At 72.5% G+C, this 21,130-nt stretch carries 15 protein-coding genes; 11 read left to right on the forward strand and 4 right to left on the reverse strand.

The window, feature by feature from the left end; translation table 11 throughout:
- Nucleotides 1–168: 168 nt before the first annotated feature.
- Nucleotides 169–759, forward strand: a complete 591-nt coding sequence (locus tag ABZT18_RS22115) for a Trp biosynthesis-associated membrane protein (RefSeq protein ID WP_354994807.1) — start codon at nt 169–171, stop codon at nt 757–759.
- Between the two features lie 28 nt (nt 760–787).
- On the opposite strand, the gene ABZT18_RS22120 is transcribed toward ABZT18_RS22115, so the two are convergent.
- Nucleotides 788–1,057 carry a hypothetical protein gene (locus ABZT18_RS22120; RefSeq protein WP_354994973.1) on the reverse strand — a complete coding sequence of 90 codons (270 nt, stop codon included), beginning with the start codon at nt 1,055–1,057 and terminating at the stop codon, nt 788–790.
- A 486-nt stretch (nt 1,058–1,543) separates the two neighbouring features.
- Here ABZT18_RS22120 and trpC point away from each other — a divergent pair, with 486 nt between their 5' ends.
- Genes trpC through trpA form a run of 3 tightly spaced genes read left to right on the forward strand, consistent with a single transcriptional unit; the run spans nt 1,544 to nt 4,428 of the window.
- Nucleotides 1,544–2,347 (forward strand): indole-3-glycerol phosphate synthase TrpC, encoded by an 804-nt coding sequence (gene trpC / locus ABZT18_RS22125; RefSeq protein WP_354994972.1) that lies wholly within the window; start codon nt 1,544–1,546, stop codon nt 2,345–2,347.
- Nucleotides 2,348–2,384: 37 nt separating this feature from the next.
- Nucleotides 2,385–3,623: a tryptophan synthase subunit beta gene (gene trpB / locus ABZT18_RS22130; RefSeq protein ID WP_354994806.1), complete on the forward strand. Its 1,239-nt coding sequence runs from the start codon at nt 2,385–2,387 to the stop codon at nt 3,621–3,623.
- Nucleotide 3,624: 1 nt separating this feature from the next.
- Nucleotides 3,625–4,428 carry a tryptophan synthase subunit alpha gene (gene trpA, locus ABZT18_RS22135; RefSeq protein ID WP_354994805.1) on the forward strand — a complete coding sequence of 268 codons (804 nt, stop codon included), beginning with the start codon at nt 3,625–3,627 and terminating at the stop codon, nt 4,426–4,428.
- 86 nt (nt 4,429–4,514) lie between these two features.
- Here trpA and ABZT18_RS22140 read toward each other — a convergent pair whose 3' ends face one another.
- Complete coding sequence (locus ABZT18_RS22140) at nt 4,515–5,099, reverse strand: NUDIX hydrolase (RefSeq protein WP_354994804.1); 585 nt, start codon at nt 5,097–5,099, stop codon at nt 4,515–4,517.
- 102 nt (nt 5,100–5,201) lie between these two features.
- Between ABZT18_RS22140 and lgt the strand changes: the two genes are divergently transcribed.
- Complete coding sequence (lgt, locus tag ABZT18_RS22145; RefSeq protein WP_354994803.1) at nt 5,202–6,389, forward strand: prolipoprotein diacylglyceryl transferase; 1,188 nt, start codon at nt 5,202–5,204, stop codon at nt 6,387–6,389.
- Between the two features lie 15 nt (nt 6,390–6,404).
- Nucleotides 6,405–7,592, forward strand: a complete 1,188-nt coding sequence (locus ABZT18_RS22150; protein ID WP_354994802.1) for an NAD(P)/FAD-dependent oxidoreductase — start codon at nt 6,405–6,407, stop codon at nt 7,590–7,592.
- A gap of 18 nt (nt 7,593–7,610) precedes the next feature.
- Here the strand turns inward: ABZT18_RS22150 and ABZT18_RS22155 are convergent, their stop codons facing one another.
- Nucleotides 7,611–8,456, reverse strand: coding sequence for a GNAT family N-acetyltransferase (locus ABZT18_RS22155; RefSeq protein ID WP_354994801.1), 846 nt, complete (start codon nt 8,454–8,456; stop codon nt 7,611–7,613).
- Nucleotides 8,457–8,600: 144 nt separating this feature from the next.
- Here ABZT18_RS22155 and gltB point away from each other — a divergent pair, with 144 nt between their 5' ends.
- From gltB to ABZT18_RS22170, 3 genes are all read left to right on the forward strand, one after another.
- Entirely contained in the window at nt 8,601–13,313 is a 4,713-nt protein-coding gene (gene gltB / locus ABZT18_RS22160) for a glutamate synthase large subunit (protein WP_354994800.1), read from the forward strand.
- Nucleotides 13,306–14,850, forward strand: coding sequence for a glutamate synthase subunit beta (locus ABZT18_RS22165; RefSeq protein WP_354994799.1), 1,545 nt, complete (start codon nt 13,306–13,308; stop codon nt 14,848–14,850). Before gltB ends, ABZT18_RS22165 begins: the two co-directional genes overlap by 8 nt.
- 140 nt (nt 14,851–14,990) lie before the next feature.
- On the forward strand, nt 14,991–15,533 hold the full coding sequence (locus ABZT18_RS22170) for a hypothetical protein (RefSeq protein WP_354994798.1): 543 nt from the start codon (nt 14,991–14,993) through the stop codon (nt 15,531–15,533).
- 210 nt (nt 15,534–15,743) lie between these two features.
- Here ABZT18_RS22170 and ABZT18_RS22175 read toward each other — a convergent pair whose 3' ends face one another.
- Nucleotides 15,744–17,276, reverse strand: a complete 1,533-nt coding sequence (locus ABZT18_RS22175) for a M1 family metallopeptidase (protein WP_354994797.1) — start codon at nt 17,274–17,276, stop codon at nt 15,744–15,746.
- Nucleotides 17,277–17,478: 202 nt separating this feature from the next.
- Between ABZT18_RS22175 and ABZT18_RS22180 the strand changes: the two genes are divergently transcribed.
- Both ABZT18_RS22180 and ABZT18_RS22185 read left to right on the forward strand, forming a co-directional pair.
- On the forward strand, nt 17,479–18,276 hold the full coding sequence (locus ABZT18_RS22180; protein WP_354994796.1) for an SGNH/GDSL hydrolase family protein: 798 nt from the start codon (nt 17,479–17,481) through the stop codon (nt 18,274–18,276).
- A 133-nt stretch (nt 18,277–18,409) separates the two neighbouring features.
- The gene (locus tag ABZT18_RS22185; protein ID WP_354994795.1) at nt 18,410–21,106 is read left to right on the forward strand and encodes a hypothetical protein; all 2,697 of its coding nucleotides are present in this window, start codon (nt 18,410–18,412) and stop codon (nt 21,104–21,106) included.
- The last annotated feature ends 24 nt before the right edge of the window (nt 21,107–21,130 follow it).

Below are 21,130 nucleotides of genomic sequence, written 5' to 3' on the forward strand. Positions count from 1 at the left end.
AGGAGTGCAGCGCAGCGGAGCCCCGCAGTCGCGAACGGAAGGTGGGCTCGGTGAGCGCGAGGAGTGCAGCGCAGCGGAGCCCCGCAGTCGCGAACGGAAGGTGGGCTCGGTGAGCGCGAGGAGTGCAGCGCAGCGGAGCCCCGCAGTCGCGAACGAAAGGCCAGCCCGTTGAGTAGCGAAGAGCGGCCCGCGGTGGGCCGGCGCGAGTTGACGTACGCCGTGTTGCTCTGCCTGGCCGGCGCGGGCCTGGCGCTCTGGGTGGCGACGCGGAGCTGGTCGGTCGAGCTGACCGTGCGCCCGGCACCGCTGCCGCCGGTGCGCGACACCCGTAGCGGGGCGGCCCTGCTGCCCTGGCTGCCGGCGTTGGCGCTGGTGACCCTGGCTGGCGGTGGGGCGGTGCTGGCTACCCGGGGCCGATCGCGGCGGGTGCTCGGCGTGCTGCTCGGCGCGCTCGGTCTGGCCGTGGCGGCTGGCGGTGGGTACGGGCTGGTGGCCGACGTCGACGGCTCGGTGAGTCGGCAGTGGCCGGCGCTCTGCCTGCTCGGCGGTCTGTTGGCCGCCGGGGGCGGCCTGTGGACGGCGCTGCGCGGCGGCGGCTGGCCGGCGATGGGCGCCCGATACGAGCGGCCGGTGCGGACCGCTCAGGAGCCCGCGTCGGCACCGGTCGATCCGGCGGGACCGCCGGCCCCGATGGCCGGGCGGCGGACCACCGAGGCGTGGAACGCGCTGGACCGGGGCGAGGACCCGACGGACGACTGACGCGACGGCCAGTGCGGCCGACGGTGTGTCAGCCGACTGACTGACGCTCCCGCTGGGGGCGGCGACTGGCGGCGCGGGCGGCGGTCAGCTCGGCCACCAGGCGGTTCAGCTCGGTGCGCTGGTCGGCGCGGGCACGGTCGGCGCAGACCGCCTCCCAGGCGTTGCCGCGCGCGGTCCGCATCCGTCCCTCGCCCACCACGGCTCGCTCCAACGTGTGCACCACCCCGACGGCGAGCGACGCCACCGTCCGCGAGATGGTGGTCAGCCCGATGTTCGGGTGGGGCTCGGTAATGCTCATGGTCACCTCGCACGAGGAGTTGCGACGGTCGGGGCAGGCGCGCCATCGAGTCTGCCCGAGGACGATGCTGGCCTGCTGACGTTTCGCCGTCATGACCGCCCGGTCAACTGTCCCGCCTCGGCCGTGAACAGGGACCGTCCGTTCGGCCTTGAGCTTGCTCACAGCATCGATCGTCGTCGCTGTCACCGCGCGCCGGCCAGGAACTGATGGCATGATCGATGGATCGGCCCGGTCTGACCGGGGCCGCCAGGCTCCTACCGCGTGACGCTGGTCGATACCGGAGGTGGCGCTGCGTGACATACCGTTCACGGCAAGTCGGCCATTATGCCGCAGCCCTATTCGTGAGCAGCGCCATACCCCCGGCGCCCGGCGTCGGCCGGCTGCCCCTAGCATCGGCCCATGACGCCCGGAGAGGGGAGTCCGTTGGTGACTGCTGAGCATGCGCACGCGGAGGGGGACGATGCCGGTCAGGCAGCGTCCGTAAGCGTGCTCGACGAGATCCTGGCTGGCGTGCGTGAGGACGTCGCCCGTCGCCAGGAGGAGGTTCCGCTGGAGCGGATCCGTGAACTGGCAGCGGCGGCGCCGCCGCCGCTGGACGCGTACGCGGCGCTGCGCAAGCCCGGCGTGGCCGTGATCGCCGAGGTGAAGCGCTCGTCGCCGTCCAAGGGCCGGCTGGCCGAGATCGCCGATCCGGCCGATCTCGCCGCCGACTATGCGGCCGGTGGGGCGCGGGCGATCAGCGTGCTGACCGAGGGGCGCTGGTTCGGCGGCTCACTGGACGACCTGGCGGCCGTCCGGGCCGCGGTCACCGTGCCGGTGCTGCGCAAGGACTTCGTGGTCTCCAGCTACCAGGTGCACGAGGCGCGTGCGCATGGCGCCGACCTGGTCCTGCTGATCGTCGCCGCGCTCGAGCAGAACGTGCTGATGGGCCTGCTGGAGCGAATCGAGTCGCTGGGCATGACCGCGCTGGTCGAGGTGCACGACGAGGAAGAGGCCGACCGTGCTCTGGAGGCCGGCGCGCAGGTGATCGGGGTCAACGCCCGTGACCTGCGTACCCTGGAGGTCGACCGGTCGGTGTTCGAGCGGATCGCGCCAGGCCTGCCCAGCAGCGTCGTCAAGATCGCCGAATCTGGCGTTCGCGGCCCGCACGACCTGATCCGGTACGCCTCCGCGGGCGCCGACGCGGTCCTCGTGGGCGAGGGCCTCGTCACCCAGAAGAGCCCTCGCGAGGCGGTCGCTGAGCTGGTCAACGCCGGTAATCACCCGGCAACGCCCCGGCCGGTGCGCTGACCCGCGCCGGTGTGACGTCCCACCGAGAGGATTTCCGATGAGCGCCGACGCGCTGGCCCAGGTGGCCGGCCCGCAGCCCGACTCCGCCGGCCACTTCGGCCGCTTCGGCGGTCGGTTCGTTCCCGAGGCCCTGGTGGCCGCGCTGGACGAGCTCGACGGGGCGTGGCGCACGGCGATGACGGACGAGTCCTTCCGGGCCGAGTTCGCCGCGCTGTTGCGCGACTACGCGGGCACGCCGTCGCTGCTCTACGAGGCTCGGCGGTTCTCGGCGAAGGTCGGCGCGCGGGTGCTGCTCAAGCGCGAGGACCTCAACCACACCGGCGCGCACAAGGTGCGCAACGTGCTCGGTCAGGCGCTGCTCACCAAGCGGATGGGCAAGACCCGGGTGATCGCGGAGACCGGGGCCGGCCAGCACGGCGTGGCCACCGCGACCGCCGCCGCCCTGTTCGACCTCGAGTGCGTGGTCTACATGGGCGAGGTCGACACCGAGCGGCAGGCGCTCAACGTGGCCCGGATGCGCATGCTCGGCGCCACCGTCGTCCCGGTCACCACCGGTTCACGCACCCTCAAGGACGCGATGAACGAGGCGATGCGCGACTGGGTGGCCAACGTCGACGAGACGCACTACCTGATCGGCACCGCCGCCGGGCCGCACCCGTTCCCGGCGATGGTCCGTGACTTCGTGCGCGGTATCGGCGACGAAGCCCGCCAGCAGTGCCTCGACCTCACCGGCGCGTTGCCGGACGCGGTCACCGCCTGCGTCGGCGGCGGCTCCAACGCGCTGGGCATCTTCCACGCCTTCGTGGGCGATGAGAACGTGCGGCTGTACGGCTTCGAGGCTGGCGGCGACGGGGTGACCACCAGCCGGCACGCGGCCAGCATCACCGGTGGGTCCGCCGGGGTTCTGCACGGCGCCCGCACCTACGTGTTGCAGGACGCCGACGGGCAGACGCTGGAGTCGCACTCGATCTCCGCCGGCTTGGACTACCCGGGCGTCGGGCCCGAGCACGCCTGGCTGCACGACACCGGCCGGGCCAACTACCTGCCGGTCACCGACGACGAGGCGATGGCCGCGTTCGAGCTGCTCTGCCGCACCGAGGGGATCATCCCGGCGATCGAGAGCGCGCACGCGCTCGCCGGCACCCTGACGCTGGCCCCGAAGCTCGCCGCCGAGCTGGGTCGGGTGCCCACCATCGTGGTCAACCTTTCCGGGCGGGGCGACAAGGACGTGCACACCGCCGGCGACTACTTCGGCATTCTCGACAAGGAGCGGTGAGATGAGCCGGATCGGGGTGGCCTTCGACAAGGCCCGCGCCGACGGACGGGCACTGCTGGTCGGCTGCATGCCGGCCGGGTTCCCGACCGTCGAGGGCAGCATCGCCGCGATGATCGCCATGGTCGAGGCCGGCGTCGACGTCATCGAGGTGGAGATCCCCTACTCCGACCCGGTGATGGACGGGCCGGTCATCCAGAAGGCCAGCGACATCGCGCTGGCCGGGGGCGTCCGCACCGCGGACACGCTGCGCATCATCGAGGCGGTGGCGGCCACCGGAGCGCCGGTGGTAACCATGACCTACTGGAACCCGGTCGAGCGGTACGGCGTGGACGTGTTCGCCCGTGATCTCGCCGCTGCCGGTGGCACCGGTCTGATCACCCCGGACCTCATCCCCGACGAGGCCGACGAGTGGCTGGCCGCCTCGGACGCGCACGGACTGGACCGCACCTTCCTGGTGTCGCCGTCGTCCACCGACGCGCGGCTCGCGATGACCGTGGAGCACTGCCGCGGCTTCGTCTACGCGACCGCCGTCATGGGTGTGACCGGCGCTCGGGCGCGTACCTCCGACGCCGCGCCGACGCTGGTCTCCCGGGCCCGGGAGGTCACCGACCTGCCGATCGGTGTCGGTCTGGGCGTGGGCACCGGTGCGCAGGCCGGCACCGTCGCCGGGTACGCCGACGGGGTGATCGTGGGCAGCGCGCTGGTTCGGTGCATGCTCGACGCGCCCACCGAGGCGGAGGGGCTTGCCGCTCTTCGTACCCTCAGCGCCGAACTCGCCGAAGGCGTCCGCACCCCCAACCGCTGAGCCCTTACCCCGCTGTGCGTGTTGGGCATGTCTGTCTGGTGAGCGTTATACCTGTGAGTCATATCTATGCCGCACAGGTATAAGGCTCAACCGGATGGATGCCCGGCCGGCGGAGGGCGTCCGGGAACAGCTGGTCGGTGGTCCAGGGCCGGCGAACGCCCTGGTATGTCCGCCTCGGCCCGTTGCTCCGGTGGCGGCGGCGCGGGGTTGATGGTCCCGGGTGTCCACCTCGTGTCGCGGAGTACGCCGGAGCGGCCGGCGATCGCGTCGGTGACGGCGGCCCGGGTGAGCGGGGTGACCGACTCGGGCAGCGCGGCGGGGGCGTGCCAGGACAACCGGCAGCCCGGCGGCGGGTCGGCCGTCGGTCGGCCCTCGGCCGCGCGGGCCCGGAACACGTGCACGAGGACGTCCGGCAGCGGCCCGGCGCCTCCGGCCGGCGTTCCCCCCGCGGGCCCGGTCAGGTGGTAGACGCCGATCAGGTCGACCAGTTCGATGTCCCAGCCAATCTCCGCGCGGATGTCCCGCAGGGCCGCCCGCACCGGGCTCTCGGCGGGGCGCAGTCGCCCGCCGGGTAGCGCGTAGCGGCGCTCGCCCCGGCCCTGCTGGCAGAGCAGAACCCGGCCGGTGTCGTCGGTGACGACTGCGGCGACCGCCCAGGTGAGCGCACTCATGGACAAAGAGCGTACGGCGGCGCAAACCAGAAGTCACCGAGATGCGCGCTCCAGTGGCCCGGGGTGCCGCTGCGGGGGTGTGCAGCGGTAGCGTGTGCACCCGTGACCCTCGTCTCGCTGTCCCCCCAGGCGGCCCTTCCCAGTCCCAGCACCGCGGTCTGGCAGCTCGGGCCGGTGCCGATCCGGGCGTACGCGCTCTGCATCATCGCCGGCATCGTGCTGGCCTGCTGGGTGACGGAGCGCCGGCTGCGGCAGCGCGGCGTCGCGCCCGGCGCGGTGCTCGACATCGCGGTGTGGGCGGTGCCAGCGGGCATCATCGGCGCCCGGATCTACCACGTGATCACCTCACCGGAGAAATACTTCGGCGCCGGCGGTGAGCCGATGAAGGCGTTCGCCATCTGGGAGGGCGGTCTCGGCATCTGGGGTGCGGTCGCCGGCGGCGCAATCGGTGCCTGGATCGCGGCTCGGCAACTCGGCATACCGTTCGGCGTGGTGGCCGACGCGCTGGCACCCGGGCTGCCGCTGGCCCAGGCGGTCGGTCGGCTCGGCAACTGGTTCAACAACGAGCTCTTCGGCAGCCAAACCACCCTGCCGTGGGGCCTGCAGATCCACCGGATGGACCCGGACAATCCGGGGCACGCGCTGCGTGACGACGCCGGGCAGCCGATCCTCGAACCGGGCCTGTACCAGCCGACCTTCCTCTACGAGGCGCTGTGGAACCTTGGCGTGGTCGCCCTGGTCCTCATCCTGGACCGACGGCTGAAGCTGGGCCGGGGCCGGGCTTTCGCGCTCTACGTGATGGGCTACACCGTCGGCCGGTTCTGGATCGAGCTGATGCGCACCGACGAGGCCAACCAGATCCTCGGTGTCCGGCTCAACGTCTGGACCGCCGGCCTGGTCTTCCTCGGCGCGTTGATCTACTTCGTACGGGTGCGCGGCCCCCGGGACTACCTGATCCCGCTCGGCGCGGCGGCGACGCCGACCCCGCCCGCTACGTCCGACCTGTCCCAGGTCGATCTCTCCGAGCGGGAGACCGCCGCGCGGTCCGCCGCGCCGGAGGGCTACCGGGTGGTCAGCGAGGAGCAGTACGCCGCCTGGCAGGACACCGGCGTCGTGCCGCCCGATCCGGCCACTGACGAGGGCTCCCGGCCGGGCGACAGCGAGCCGCTCGATGAGGCGGCACCCGTCGATCGCCCGTCGACCGACGACGAGCCGGCGGACGACCCGTCGGCCTCCCGCGCGGACCGGGCCGACGCGGCCACCGCGCGGCCCGCCGACCGGGACAGCTGAGCGGAGGCGGCACCGATGCGAAGCGCGGTGGTGGTCGGCGCAGGGGTCGGTGGCCTCGCGGTGGCCGGCGCGCTGGCCCGTTCCGGCTGGCAGGTCACTCTGCTGGAACGCGCCGAACGGGTGCGCCCCGAGCCGACCGCCGTGGTGCTCTGGCCCAACGGAGTCCGCGCGCTGCAGGTTCTCGGCCTCGGCGCGGGCCTGGCTGCCATCGCCACCCCGTTACCCGACGGTGGCGTCCGTCGCCCGGACGGGCACTGGCTCGTGCAGCCCCGGCCCATCCCGGCCGACCGGATGCCGGTGGTGGTGCACCGCGAGGACCTGCACGACACGCTGATCGCCGGCCTCGGCGACCGGGTCGAGCTGCGTACCGGAGTGACCGTGCGACACGTCCGGGTCGAGCCGGGCGAGCGACCGGCGGTGAGCGACGGACGGCACACCATCGAGGCGGATCTGGTGGTCGCCGCCGACGGCACGGACAGCGGCATTCGCCGCCAGCTCGCCCCCGAGTCCCGGGTGGTCAGCTCCGGATGCGCCGCCTGGCGGGCCGTCATCCCCTGGTACCAGGCACCTCGGCTACCCGACGACCAGCCGCTGGCCGGTGAGGTCCTCGGCGCGGGTTACCGGTTCGTGGCCGCGTCGCTGGGCGAGCGCGGCTCCTCGGGTGGGTCCACCCGGGGCGGCATCTATTGGGTGGCCACTGCCGCCGGCGCACCCCGCCCGGAGCCGCCGGAAACCCAGCTCGCCCTGCTGCGCCGCTGGTACGCGGACTGGCCGGCCCCCATTGGCGCACTGCTCGACGCCACCGATCCGGCCGACCTGGTCCAGCAGGAGGTCCGCGAGCTGCGTCCGCTGCCCCGTGCGTACGGCTTTCCGGTCGGGCCGGGCGGGGTGGTGCTGCTCGGCGACGCGGCGCACGCCATGCCGCCGCACCTCGGGCAGGGCGCGTGTCTCGCCTTCGAGGACGCCGCCACGCTCGCCTCGCTGCTGCGTGAGGCTCGACTGCCCGATGCCGTTCAGGCGTACGACCGGGTTCGCCGTCCCAGGGCCGCGACGGTGGTCCGGCAGACCCGACGGATGTCGGCGGTGCTTCAGACCCGGGGCCGGTTGGCGTTGCGCGCCCGGGACGCCGCACTCGGCAGAATCAATCCGCGGCTGCTCTCCACTGCCGCCGCCTCCGCCGCCCAGTGGCGTCCCCCAACCTGACCTCGGTCGCGGGAGGGGTCAGGGGATGAGGGCTGCGGGTTCGGCTATGCAGGCGGTGCCGATGCGGCGGAAGCCGACCCGCAGGTAGACCCGGGCGATCTCCTCGCTGCCCGCGGAGAGGAAGATCAGGTCGGTGCCGGCCGCAACCAGCTCCCGAGCAAGGGCGGCGGTGAGCGCGGCGGCCAGCCCGCGTCGCCGGGCGGCCGGCAGGGTGGCCACCCCGGCGATCTCCGCGACGTCGTTCACACGCATGGCCATGCCACTGGCCAACGCGCCCTCGGTCGGAGTGCCGGCCAGCGCGGAGATCCGCCGACCGTCGGCGATCCGGGCACGCTCCTCGTCGAGCGCGGCCAGCTCGAGTTCGGTGACGGCGGCGTCCCGTTCGGCCGGGCCGGCCCCGCCGGGCGCGGTGCCGGCGGCGGCGAACGACACGGCTGCCACCGCCCGCCGGGCGGCGACGTCGGCGGCGAAGCCGGGAGAGTCCGCCGCCAGCACCCGCACCGACACGTCGGACAGCGTCGCCGGGTCGGGCAGCGCGGTCAGGTCGAGCACCATCAGCGGCGCTTCCAGCACGTTGAGCCCTGCCGAGCGGGCCACCGCCAACAGCTCGGGGGTCGTCTCGTGCACCCACTCGAAGGCTTCCGGCAGGCCCAGCTTCCGCTGCCGCTCGCGGACCGAGGTCACGTCGGCCAGCGAGGGCGGCTCGGTGGCGTCGATCCGAGGGCGGGCGTAGAACGGCCAGCCGGCACCCTCCCGGACGAACAACACCAGCCCGCCATGCTCCTCCACACCGGCGACGTCGCGGGGCACCGCGTCGTAGAAGTGTTCCAACCGGTCGAAGATGTCCTTGTGTAGCGGATCCACCGCGCGAGACTACACGTCCCAGACTATGGACGGTGTGATCAATCTCAGGTGGCCGTGCGGCCCCGGCCCTAACGTAGACTCAATAGACCCACGGGCCGACGTCGTCCCCACCATGATCCAACCTGAGTGACGACAGGAGGCCCGGTGGCTCAGCCGTACCCGCACAAGTCACAGCCGTACCCGCACAGCCCGCAGGCGTCCCCCACGCCCGGCTCCCGCCCGCCCGCACAGGGCCTCTACGACCCGGCCCAGGAGCACGACGCCTGCGGTGTGGCCTTCGTAGCGGACCTGCACGGCCGGCGTTCGCACGCGGTCGTCGCCAACGGGCTCGGCGCGCTCTGCCGGCTGGATCATCGGGGCGCCCGTGGCGCGGAGCCGAACACCGGAGACGGCGCGGGCATCATGATCCAGGTGCCTGACGCGTTCCTGCGCGCGGTGGCCGACGTCGCGCTTCCCCCGGCGGGCGAATACGCCACCGGGCTTGTCTTCCTCCCCGACAGCGATGCCGCCGAGGCGCGTGCCCGACGAGTGGTCGAGAAGTACGCGCTGGTCGAGGGGGCCGACGTGCTCGGCTGGCGGGACGTGCCGATCGACCCGAGTGAGCTCGGCGAGACCGCCGTGGCGGCGATGCCCCGGGTCCGGCAGCTCTTCCTGGCCGCGCACCGGCTCACCGACTCACCCGATGGGCCGGCCGGTTCCGCCCTGCGTGGCACCGAGCTGGACCGGGTGGCGTTCTGCCTGCGTAAGCAGGCCGAGCGGGAAACCGCCGAGCGGGGCGTGCCGGCGTACTTCCCGTCGCTGTCGAGTCGGACCATGGTCTACAAGGGAATGCTCACCCCCGACCAGTTGCCGGCCTTCTACCCCGACCTGCGGGACGAGCGGGTGGACAGCGCGATCGCGCTGGTGCACTCCCGCTTCTCCACCAACACCTTCCCGTCCTGGCCGCTGGCGCACCCGTACCGGTTCATCGCCCACAACGGCGAGATCAACACGATTCGTGGCAACCGCAACTGGATGCAGGCCCGCGAGGCGCTGCTGCGCTCACCGAACGTGCCAGGCAACATCCGGCGGGTCTTCCCGGTCTGCACCCCCGGCGCCTCCGACTCGGCGAACTTCGACGAGGTCCTGGAGCTGCTGCACCTGGCCGGGCGGAGCCTGCCGCACGCGGTGCTCATGATGATCCCCGAGGCGTGGGAGAACGACCCCGGCATGGAGCCGGCCAAGCGAGCCTTCTACCGCTTCCACGCCAGCCTCATGGAGCCGTGGGACGGCCCCGCGTCGGTGGCCTTCACCGACGGCGACATCGTCGGCGCGGTGTTGGACCGCAACGGGCTGCGCCCGGGGCGCTGGTGGCAGACCGACGACGGGCTCGTGGTGCTCGGCTCCGAGGCGGGCGTGCTCGACCTCGACCCGGCCCACGTGGTCGCGAAGGGGCGGCTTCAGCCAGGCAAGATGTTCCTGGTCGACACCGTCGCCGGCCGCATCGTGCACGACGAGGAGATCAAGTCCGAGTTGGCCGCCGCGCAGCCGTACGGCGAGTGGCTGCACGCCGGGCTGATCGAGCTGAACGACCTGCCCGCCCGTGAGCACACCGTCTACACCCACGACTCGGTCCGCCGCCGCCAGCAGACCTTCGGCTACACCGAGGAGGAGCTGAAGATCCTGCTCGGGCCGATGGCCCGCACCGGCGCCGAGCCGCTCGGTTCAATGGGGACGGACACCCCGATCTCGCCGCTGTCCACCCGACCGCGGCTGCTCTACGACTACTTCCACCAGCTCTTCGCCCAGGTCACCAACCCGCCGCTGGACGCCATCCGCGAGGAGCTGGTGACCAGCCTGGCGTCGACGATCGGGCCGGAGGGCAACCTGCTCGACCCGGGCGCGGCGAGCTGCCGGCAGATCGTGCTGCCGCACCCGATCATCGACAACGACGAGCTGGCGAAGATCCTCTCCATCGACGATGACGGCGACCTGCCCGGCTTCAAAGCGGTCCGGGTCTCCGGTCTGTACCGCATCCGGGAGGGCGCCGCCGGGATCAAGGCACGGCTGACCGAGATCTGCCGGCACGTCTCCGAGGCGATCGAGGACGGCGTACGCATCCTGGTGCTCTCCGACCGGGACTCCAACGCCGACCTGGCGCCGATCCCGTCGCTGCTGCTCACCGCCGCCGTGCACCAGCACCTGGTGCGTGAGCAGACGCGTACGCAGGCGGCGCTGATCGTGGAGTCCGGCGACTGCCGGGAGGTGCACCACGCGGCGGTCCTGATCGGCTACGGCGCTGCGGCGGTCAACCCGTACCTGGCGTTCGAGTCGGTGGAGGACCTGATCTCCACCGGCGCGCTGGCCGGCGTCGAACCCGCTGCCGCGGTCCGCAACTACGCAAAGGCGCTCGGCAAGGGCGTCCTGAAGATCATGTCGAAGATGGGCATCTCGACGGTCTCCTCGTACTGCGGTGCGCAGGTCTTCGAGGCGGTCGGCCTGGACACCCGGCTGGTCGAGCGCTACTTCCGGGGTACCCCCAGCCGCATCGGCGGGGTGGGGCTGGCGGGCGTGCACGCCGAGGTGGCCGCCCGGCACGCGCTGGCCTGGCCCCCGGCAGGCGCCGCGGCCTCCGACCGGTTGGAGGTCGGCGGCGAGTACCAGTGGCGCCGCGAGGGTGAGCTGCACCTGTTCAACCCGGAGACGGTCTTCCTGCTCCAGCACGCCACCCGCAGCCGGCAGTACGACGTCTTCCGGCAGTACACGGCGAAGGTCGACGCGCTCGCCGCGCAGGCCGGCTCGCTGCGCGGGCTGTTCACCCTGCGTACCGGGGTCCGCCCGGCGGTACCGATCGAAGAGGTCGAGCCGGCCACCGAGATCGTCAAGCGGTTCGCCACCGGCGCGATGTCGTACGGGTCGATCTCCGCGGAGGCACACGAGACGCTCGCCATCGCGATGAACCGCCTCGGCGGCAAGTCGAACACCGGCGAGGGCGGCGAGGACGTGGAGCGGTTGCACGACCCGGCCCGCCGCTCGGCGGTCAAGCAGATCGCCAGTGGCCGGTTCGGTGTGACCAGCGAATACCTGGTCAACGCCGACGACCTCCAGATCAAGATGGCGCAGGGCGCCAAGCCGGGCGAGGGCGGTCAGCTCCCCGGCAACAAGGTCTGGCCCTGGATCGCCCGGACCCGGCACGCCACGCCGGGCGTGGGTCTGATCTCCCCGCCGCCGCACCACGACATCTACTCCATTGAGGACCTTGCCCAGCTGGTGCACGACCTGAAGTGCGTCAACCCGGCTGCCCGGGTGCACGTGAAGCTGGTCAGTGAGGTCGGCGTCGGCACTGTCGCCGCCGGGGTGGCGAAGCTCAAGGCGGACGTCATCCTGATCTCCGGTCACGACGGCGGCACTGGCGCTTCCCCGATGAACTCGCTGAAGCACGCCGGCACCCCCTGGGAGTTGGGGCTGGCTGAGGCGCAGCAGACGCTGCTGCTCAACAAGCTGCGCGACCGGGTCACCGTGCAGGTCGACGGCCAACTCAAGACCGGCCGGGACGTGCTGATCGCGGCACTGCTCGGCGCGGAGGAGTTCGGCTTCGCGACCGCGCCGCTGATCGTCGCCGGCTGCGTGATGATGCGGGTCTGTCACCTGGACACCTGCCCGGTCGGCATCGCCACCCAGAACCCGGTGCTGCGGGAGCGCTTCACCGGCACCCCGGAGTTCGTGGAGAATTTCTTCCTCTTCCTCGCCGAGGAGGTCCGGGGATACCTGGCCGAGCTGGGCTTCTCCTCGATCGAGGAGGCGATCGGGCAGTCCGAGCTGCTCGACGTGGCCACGGCGGTGACGCACTGGAAGGCGCACGGGTTGGACCTCGCGCCCGTCCTGCACCTGCCGGAGCTGCCCGCCGGCGCTGCCCGACGTGGCGTCCGCGCGCAGGATCACGGCCTTGATCAGGCACTGGACAACGAGCTGATCGCGCTCGCCCGTCCGGCGCTCTCCGATGGCTCGCCGGTGCGGGTCGAGGTGGCGGTACGCAACGAGCACCGCAGCGTCGGCGCGATGCTCGGCGGCGAGGTGACCCGCCGCTTCGGCGGCGCCGGCCTTCCCGAGGACACCATCGAGTTCGTGCTGCACGGCACGGCCGGGCAGTCGTTCGGCGCCTTCCTGCCGCGCGGGGTGACCCTGCGGCTGCACGGCGACGCCAACGACTACGTGGGCAAGGGCCTTTCCGGCGGGCGGATCATCGTGCGTCCGGACGCCGCCGCGCCGTTCCTCGACGCCGACGCCGAGCCGGGGCAGCGGGCCGAGGATCAGATCATCGCCGGCAACACCATCCTGTACGGAGCCACCGCGGGCGAGATCTTCCTGCGCGGTCGGGTGGGGGAGCGGTTCGCGGTGCGCAACTCCGGTGCGATCGCCGTCGTCGAGGGCGTCGGCGACCACGGCTGCGAGTACATGACCGGCGGCACGGTGGTGGTGCTCGGCGCGACCGGTCGTAACTTCGCGGCCGGCATGTCCGGCGGCACGGCGTTCGTGCACCACCTGGACCGCGCACGGGTCAACGCGGAGCTGGTCGACCTGGCGCCGCTGGGCGAGCAGGAGCAGACGCTGCTGCACGAGCTGGTCCAGCGGCACGTGGCCGAGACCGGGTCGGCGGTCGCTGAGGAGCTGCTCAAGCGCTGGCCGGAGGCGGTGGCCGAGTTCACCGTGGTGGTGCCCCGCGACTACCGCCGGGTGCTGGAGATCATGCGGGCCGCCGAAGCCGCCGGCCGCGACGTCGACGACGCGGTGATGAAAGAACTGACACCGCCCACTGAGCCGGCGATGCCGGTGCCGCCTGCCCCGCGGGTGGCTGCCCAGGAGGTGGCACGTGCCTGACCCGAACGGTTTCCTGCGCTACGACCGGCGGCTGCCGGCCCGCCGCCCGGTGCCGGTGCGGATCAGCGACTGGCGTGAGGTGTACCCGCCGGCCGGCGAGGACCTCGTCCGCGAGCAGGCCACCCGCTGCATGGACTGCGGCATCCCGTTCTGCCACAGCGACACCGCCGGCTGCCCACTGGGCAACCGGATCCCGGACTGGAACGACCTGGTCCGCACCGGGAACTGGGACGCCGCGGTGGAGTCGCTGCACGCCACCAACAACTTCCCGGAGTTCACCGGTCGGCTCTGCCCGGCACCCTGTGAAGCGGCCTGCGTGCTGGGCATCGCCGGCGGCCAACCGGTGACCATCAAGCAGATCGAGGTGGAGATCGCCGACGCCGCCGCGGCGCGCGGCCTCACCCCCCGCCCGGTGCCGGCGCCGTCCGGGCGGTCGGTCGCCGTCGTCGGTTCCGGGCCCGCCGGCCTGGCCGCCGCCCAGCAGTTGGCCCGCGCCGGTCACCTGGTGACCGTGTACGAACGTGACGACGCGATCGGTGGCCTGCTCCGGTACGGCATCCCCGACTTCAAGCTGGAGAAGCGGCACGTCGACGCCCGTCTGGCCCAGCTGACCGCCGAGGGGGTGCGCTTCCGCACCGGCGTGAACGTCGGCGTGGACGTCACCGCCGAGCAGTTGCGCGCCGAACACGACGCGGTGCTGCTGGCCTGCGGCGCGTTGCAGGGCCGGGAAACCCCGGAAACCCCGGGTCGGGCGCTGCGGGGCGTACACCAGGCAATGGCGCATCTGGTCGCGGCGAATCGCGCGGTCGCCACCGGGGCCACCGATCAGCCGGGCGTCGCGGTCACCGGCGAAGGTCGGGCGGCCCGGGCGGTGCTGCCGGACGGCACCCCGATCGACGCGGCCGGCAAGCACGTGGTGATCATCGGTGGCGGCGACACCGCGGCCGACTGCCTCGGCGTCGCCCACCGGCAGGGCGCGGCGGGCGTCCACCAGCTCGACCTGTACCCGCAGCCGCCCCGGGCGCGCGACGAGGCACGGGATCCGTGGCCGACCTGGCCGTGGATCCTGCGCAGCTACCCGGCGCACGAGGAGGGTGGCGAGCGGGTCTTCGCCGTGGCTGTCCAGGAGTTCGTGGACGACGGCACCGGCCAGGTGCGGGCCGTGCGGATCGCCGAGGTGACCGTGGAGAAACGCGACGGCCGGCGGTTCGTCACCGTGGTTCCGGGCTCGGAGCGGGAGCTGCCAGCCGACCTGGTGCTGCTGGCGATCGGCTTCGAGGGCACCGAGCAGCAGCCGCTGCTGGCCCAGTTCGGCGTGACCCGTAATACCCGGGGCGCCGTCGACGCCCGTGACGATTGGCAGACCGACGCCGACGGGGTGTTCGTCGCCGGTGACATGCACCGGGGTGCCTCGCTGATCGTCTGGGCCATCGCCGAGGGGCGTGCGGCGGCCGCCGCCATCCACGGCTATCTGGGTGGTGCCGGCGCGCTGCCAGCCCCGGTCGGCTCGGCCGCGCAGGCCCTCGCCGCTCGCTGAACTGAGGGCGTCACCAGACGCCGGTCCGCCTTGGGATGCGGGCCGGCGCTGGGGCGGCGTGTTGCCGCTGAGACAGCGGTCACTCCCTGCGGCCCGCTCACGGGGCAGGACGATACGAAGATCATCGTTACGCTGCGGTGATGGACATCGAGGAGCGGCTACGGCGAACCCGTCGCTGGCTGTGGATCGTGCTGATCGGGCTCTTCCTGAGCGGCGTCACCGCGTTTCCGCTGGAGATCGAGGTGCGCTGGCTGCTGCGGGCACTGGATCCGCTCGCTGGTCACCTGCCGGCGCTGGTTGACTGGATCCAGCGGGTGCACACCGGGCTCGTGACGGCTGGCGAGGACTATCCGTTCCTGCTCTACGGCACCGACTGGTTGGCCTTCGCTCATCTGGTGCTGGCGGTGGCGTTCTGGGGGCCGCTGCGCGACCCGGTGCGCAACGTCTGGGTGGTGCAGGTCGGCATGATCGCTTGCGCGGGCATCGTCCCGCTGGCGCTGATTTGCGGCCCAATCCGGGACATCCCTTGGTTCTGGACGCTCATCGACCTTTCCTTCGCGGTCGGGGCGTTCCCACCGCTCTGGTTCGCCTACCGGCACATTCGCGCCATCGAAGCGAGCGCGGCCGAGCAGTCGGGTGACACGCCGGTGCCGGTGGGTGGATCCTCAGCGCAGACTCTCTGAGCTGCGCGGCGGCCCGGTCTCCGCGAGGTGCGCGAGCCAGCCGGAGGACGCGCGGGGGCTGTGCTCGTCCGTGCCTGTCGAGCTGCCCCATATCTGGGACGGCGACCCCGCCGGCCCCGCCGCGAACGCACGTGCGGGTGGCCCGCCGCCTGTTGGCTGGGGTGCCGGGCTCGGCCGGGGGCGCCGCGCGCCCCCGGCCGAACGTCGGGATCAGCGCTGGATGAGCTCGTGCGCCTCGCGGATCTTGGCCCAGGACTTCGGCTCGGTCGGCGGGGCGGCCTTGCGTGCGGCGGTGGCCACGTCGGGTTGGCCGGCGGTGAACAGCCAGGTGGTGAACAGGTCGTCCAGGTCCAAACCGGAGACCCGCTCGGCCAGTGCCTGGAACTGCGCGATGGTGCCGTTGCCGTGCCGGTGCTCGGCCGTCCAGGCCGGCAGGATCTCGAAGAACGCGTCGTCGCCAACCGCCAGCCGCAGCTGGTGCAGTGTCATCGCGCCCCGGTCGTAGACGGCGTTGTCGAAGACCCGGTCGGCGCCCGGGTCGCCGGGCAGCACCTGCCAGAACTCCGAATCGGCCGGGTAGCTGGCGTAGGTGAAGTCGAACAGCTCCTGTGCGGTGCCCTCGCCCTGCTCCTCCGACCAGAGCCACTCGGCGTACGAGGCGAAGCCCTCGTTGAGCCAGATGTTGCGCCAGTCGGCCACCGAGACCGAGTCGCCGAACCACTGGTGGGCGTTCTCGTGCGCCACCACGTAGGTGTTGGCGCCGCGCCGCCAGAAGCCGGGGCCGTACACCGGTCGGGTCTGCGTCTCCAGCGCGAAGCCGATGCCGTCCACCGGCCCGGCAACGCCACCCTGCGCCTCGAACGGGTACGGGCCGAAGATCCCGCTCTCCCAGTCGACGATCTCGGCGGTGCGTTCGATGCTGGCCCGCGCGGCCGGCCCGAGCGCGCCCAGTGAGGTGCTGTACGCGTTGATCACCGGCTGGCCGCCCGGGGTGGTGTCGGTGACGATGTCGTACTGGCCGATGGCCATGAAGGCCAGGTAGGGGGCGGTGGGGGAGGTGGTCCGCCAGATCCAGCGGGTGCGGTTGCCGGCCTCGGCCAGCGGCGGCCGTGGCTGCACGCCGTTGCTGATCACCTCGACACCGGTGGGGACCGACACGGAGATGTCGAAGGTGGCCTTGTCCAGTGGGTGGTCGTTGCTCGGGAACCACCACCACGCCGACTCGGGCTCGTTGACCGCCAGCGCCCCGTCGTCGGTACGCGTCCAGCCGGTGTAGCCGCCGACCAGGGTCTCCGACGGGATACCGCCGTAGCGCACCACGATGGTGAGCTGCTGGCCCTGGGTCACCGTGCGGGCCGGGGTGACCACCAGCTCGTGCGCGCCCGCCGTGCTGGTGCTCGCCGCCCAACCGTTGACCCGCACCGACTCGACGTCGAGCAGGAAGTCCAGGTTGAACCGGGAGAGGTCCTGGGTGGCGGTGGCGAGGATGGTGGTGGTGCCGGTGAGCAGGTCGGTCGCCGGGTCGTAGCGCAGCCGGACGTCATAGTGCTCGACGTCGTAGCCGCCGTTGCCGTAGTCGGGGAAGTAGCTGTCGCCCAACCCGGGCGCGCCGGGTTGCGGCGCGGCGGTGACGATGGGCCGGCCCCAGCCTGTCGGGGCGGCCTGGCCGGGGGTGCCGGCGAGCATGGTGCCGGCGGTGGTGAGGGTCAGGGCGGCGGTGGCCGCCGTGAGGACTCGTCGCACGAGGTGGACTCCCTCCATCGGGGTGTTCGCTCCGCCAACCTAATCGACAAATGTGAACCTCGCCGGCCCGCCGCGCGGTGTGACCGCGCTATTCCATTGATCTAGATGTTTCGATAGCATTACCGCCTGGTAACAACCGTTCCACCCCTGGCCACGCGCGCGGTCGCAGGATCCCACCACCCCTGTTCTGTGGAGGTCCGTCATGCCCCACCGTCCGCTGGCCCGCGCCCTGGCTGCGCTGGTCGCCGTCTTCACCGCCGCCCTCGGCGCCGTGCTCGTGCCCGGCACCGCGCAGGCCGCCGCCGTCAACTACGTCGCGCTCGGCGACTCGTACTCCTCCGGCGTCGGCGCCGGCCCGTACGACCTGTCCGGCTGCCTCCGCAGTCAGAAGTCGTACGCCCCACTCTGGGCGGCCGCCCACGGCGTGACCAGCTTCAACTTCAAGGCCTGCGGCGGTGCGGTCACCGCCGACGTGCTCAGCGACCAGGTCAGCGCGCTCAGCGCCAGCACCACCCTGGTCACCATCACCATCGGTGGCAACGACGCCGGCTTCGTCAACGTCATCACCAGTTGCCGGTTCGGTAGCACCTCGTCCTGCACCAACGCCGTCAACACGGCCAAGACCTTCGCCACCACGACGCTGCCCGCCCGACTGGACGCCACCTACGCGGCCATCCGCAATCGGGCACCGAACGCCCGGCTGATCGTCCTCGGTTACCCGCGACTGTTCGAGACGACCTCCTGCGGCTGGCTGGCGATGAGCACCTACAAGCGCACCATCCTCAACGAGGCCGCCGACGCGCTCGCCTCGGTCACGGCTGCCCGGGCCAACGCCGCCGGTGCCACCTTCGCCGACACCCGGCGCTACTTCGCCGGGCACGGCGTCTGCGCCGGCGACCCGTGGATCAACGACATCTCCGGGATCATCGAGGCGTACCACCCGGACGCCGACGGCTACCGCTACGGCTACCTGCCGGCGCTGAACGCGGTCACCGGCTGATCGGACCGGCACCACGGATCCGTACTCGTACCTGCACCGGCCGGCGGCCGAGCGTCCCCTGTGGGCGCTCGGCCGTCGGCCGGCATCGCGTCTGTACCCGATGCGTCACACTGAGTGGAATCGGAGGTGACGCGTGCGACGGTCCGAGGTCCCCAAGCAGGAGTTGATCGGCCAGAGGCAGTCGGTTGCGGGTCGGGACCGGCTGCCGGCAGGCGGGCTGGAGTTCTTCGCATTGCTCGCACGGCTGCTGCGGCGACCCCGTCGCGGTGACCGCCGGCTGCCGCTGCTGTGGCTGGTCCGCTCCGATACCCCGGATCTGATGGTGCCGCTGCGCCGATTCCTCGGCCAGGGCCCCCGGCGGCGGGTGCCGCACGCCGTGCTGGACGCCGACGCGCCACCGGGTGCCGGGGACGTGCCTTCCCTGCTGCGCGAGTTGCACCGGCAGCTCTCCCTGGAGGCGTTCGGTGCCGCCCGGCTGCGCTTCCGGCACTACCCGCTCGCCGACTGGCTGATGCACCAGAGTCTCAGCTTCGGCATCGACGCCGACGACAGCCGCGCGGCACTGGTGCGCCGGCTGCGGGACCGCCGGGGCCCGCGTACGCCCGAGGCGCTGCCCTCTGGCGGTGACGCGGTCAGCATCGTCTCGCAGGTGCTGCTCTGGCTGGTCCGCCGCGCCGTGCCCGGGGCGGTGTTCCGGGCCGCCGTCTCCGGCCGGGTGCCGGTGCTCGGGCGGCACTACAACTGGTTCATGCGCCAGCAGTACCTCGCGCCCCGGCAGTCGGTCACCTTCCTCGGCTTCGCCGAGCGCCTCACCGCCGGCTGGCGCGACGGCGAACAACCCGACCAGGTCAACAAGCTGTTGCTGCACGCGTTCCTGGAGGACCTGCGGCAGGCGTACCGGCGTCGACCGTGGCGCCCGTCGGACTGGCGGCGCACCGCGTACCCGGCGCTGCTGCTCGACCACGTCGCCCCCGGCAACGTCGGCGGTGAACTGGTTCGCCTCATCGGCGACGTCCGCACCGAGACCGGCCGCAACGACCCGCTGTTCATCGTCGCCTCCGGCGGGCAACCCCCGCCGGAGCTGCCCGAACCGCACCCGTTGACCGAGGCTGACGAGGCGTACGACGAGTGGGCCGAGGCGCTGCCGGAGATGCGGCGGCTGCGCCGCCCGGCCGCCTGGCTCGTGGCGTTGCGCCCCGACGACACCGACACCGGCCCGCCCTCGCGTGGCGGCGTGCGGCCGTTCTCCGCGCCCGACCCGCCCTGGTGGTCGCGGCGCTTCCTGCCGGCGGCGCTCTGCCTGGTGCTGCTGGCCGCGGCGGGCGCGTGGGCGGGCAGCCGGTGGGGACCGGGCTGCCACCCCTCGCTCACGGGCGGCCGGGTCTCGGTCGAGGTGGTCGCCAGCGGCGAGTGCGTCGGCTACAGCGACAGCGCGGCTCAGGTGTTCAACAACGATCCCGGCCAGGACGGGCTGCGGACCATCCAGCAGCGCATCTTCGCGCAGAACCGCGCCGCCGAGGAGGTCTGGCAGCGCAGCGACCGACGTCGGCCCTTCCTCACCCTGGTCTACCTGGGCACCCTGACCGGCAACCGGACCCGCGCCGACGAGGAGTCGTACGTCTCCGAGCGGGAGGAGCTCGAAGGCATGGCCACCGCCCAGTACGCGTTGCTGAAGGAGTCGGCCGGCGCCGACGGTGCCGCGCTGCTGCGGATCGTGGTGGCCAACGGTGGCCGGCAGATGATCTACGCCGACCGGGCCGTGGCGATGCTGGCCGAGCTGGCCCGGGACGACCCCACGGTGCTCGGGGTGGTCGGGCTGGTGGAGAGCCGGACCAGCACCGCCCGAGCGCTGCGCGAGCTGAACCAGGTCGGGCTGCCGGTGCTGGCACCCACGCTCTCCGCCGACCGGATGGACGCCAACTCCCGCCTCTACCTGCAGATCTCCGCGCCGAACGCCGATCAGGTGAAGATGGTCGACGCGTACGCGCAACAGGTGCTGAAGGTCGACGAGGCGCACGTCTACTACACGACGCTGGAGGGCAGCTCGCTCACCGAGGATCTCTACGTGGGCACTCTCGTCGACGGGCTCCGACAGCGGTTCGGTGCCCGGATCACGCGTCTCGACGAGTGGCGCACCGGGCAGCGGCTGACCGACGAGTGCGGCTACCCCGGTCTGCTCTTCTACGCGGGTCGGTGGACGGAGTTCGACGGTTTCCTGCGGGCGCTGCGCGAGTGTGGCGGCAACCCGCCCCGGCATCTCGTCGCCGACGACTCAGCCAACCGTTACATGGCCAACCCCGGGCTGCGGGCCGCCGCGCCCGGCAACCTGCCGGTCACGTACGTCTCCAAGGCCGCTCTGGCCACCTGCGACGCGCTGCGGGCCGCTGAGGCTCGGCGCGACGACGCCCGGGCCAGCTTCCTGTCCTGGATCCAGGCCGACGACCTGCTCGACCCGCCACGCTGCCGCCCGGACACCGGCCATCAGGTCGGTGAGCGGGTCAGCCTCGCCTACGACGCGGCGATGATGATGGTCCGGGCGGTGGAGAGCCTCGCCGCCCGGCTGCACCACGCCGATCCTCGGCAACGCTGGGAGCCGACCTCGGTCAACCCGGTGGGTGTGCACGCGGAGGTGCTTCGGCAGAACGCCGGCCAGGGCTACCCGGGGGTGGCCGGGCTGATCCGGTTCACCCCCGACTCGGGGGAGCCGGTCGACAAACGGCTGGCGCTGATGCGGGTGGAGCAGGTGCCCAACGTCGCGGCGGCGCCGGTGGAGGTGTTCCGCTGCGGGGTGGCCGACGTGGCGGGCCCGGCGGCCTGCGGCCCGGCATGACAGGCCCGGCGTGACAGGCCCGGC

The organism is Micromonospora sp. NPDC005291, from assembly GCF_040607415.1.
GTDB lineage: Bacteria > Actinomycetota > Actinomycetes > Mycobacteriales > Micromonosporaceae > Micromonospora.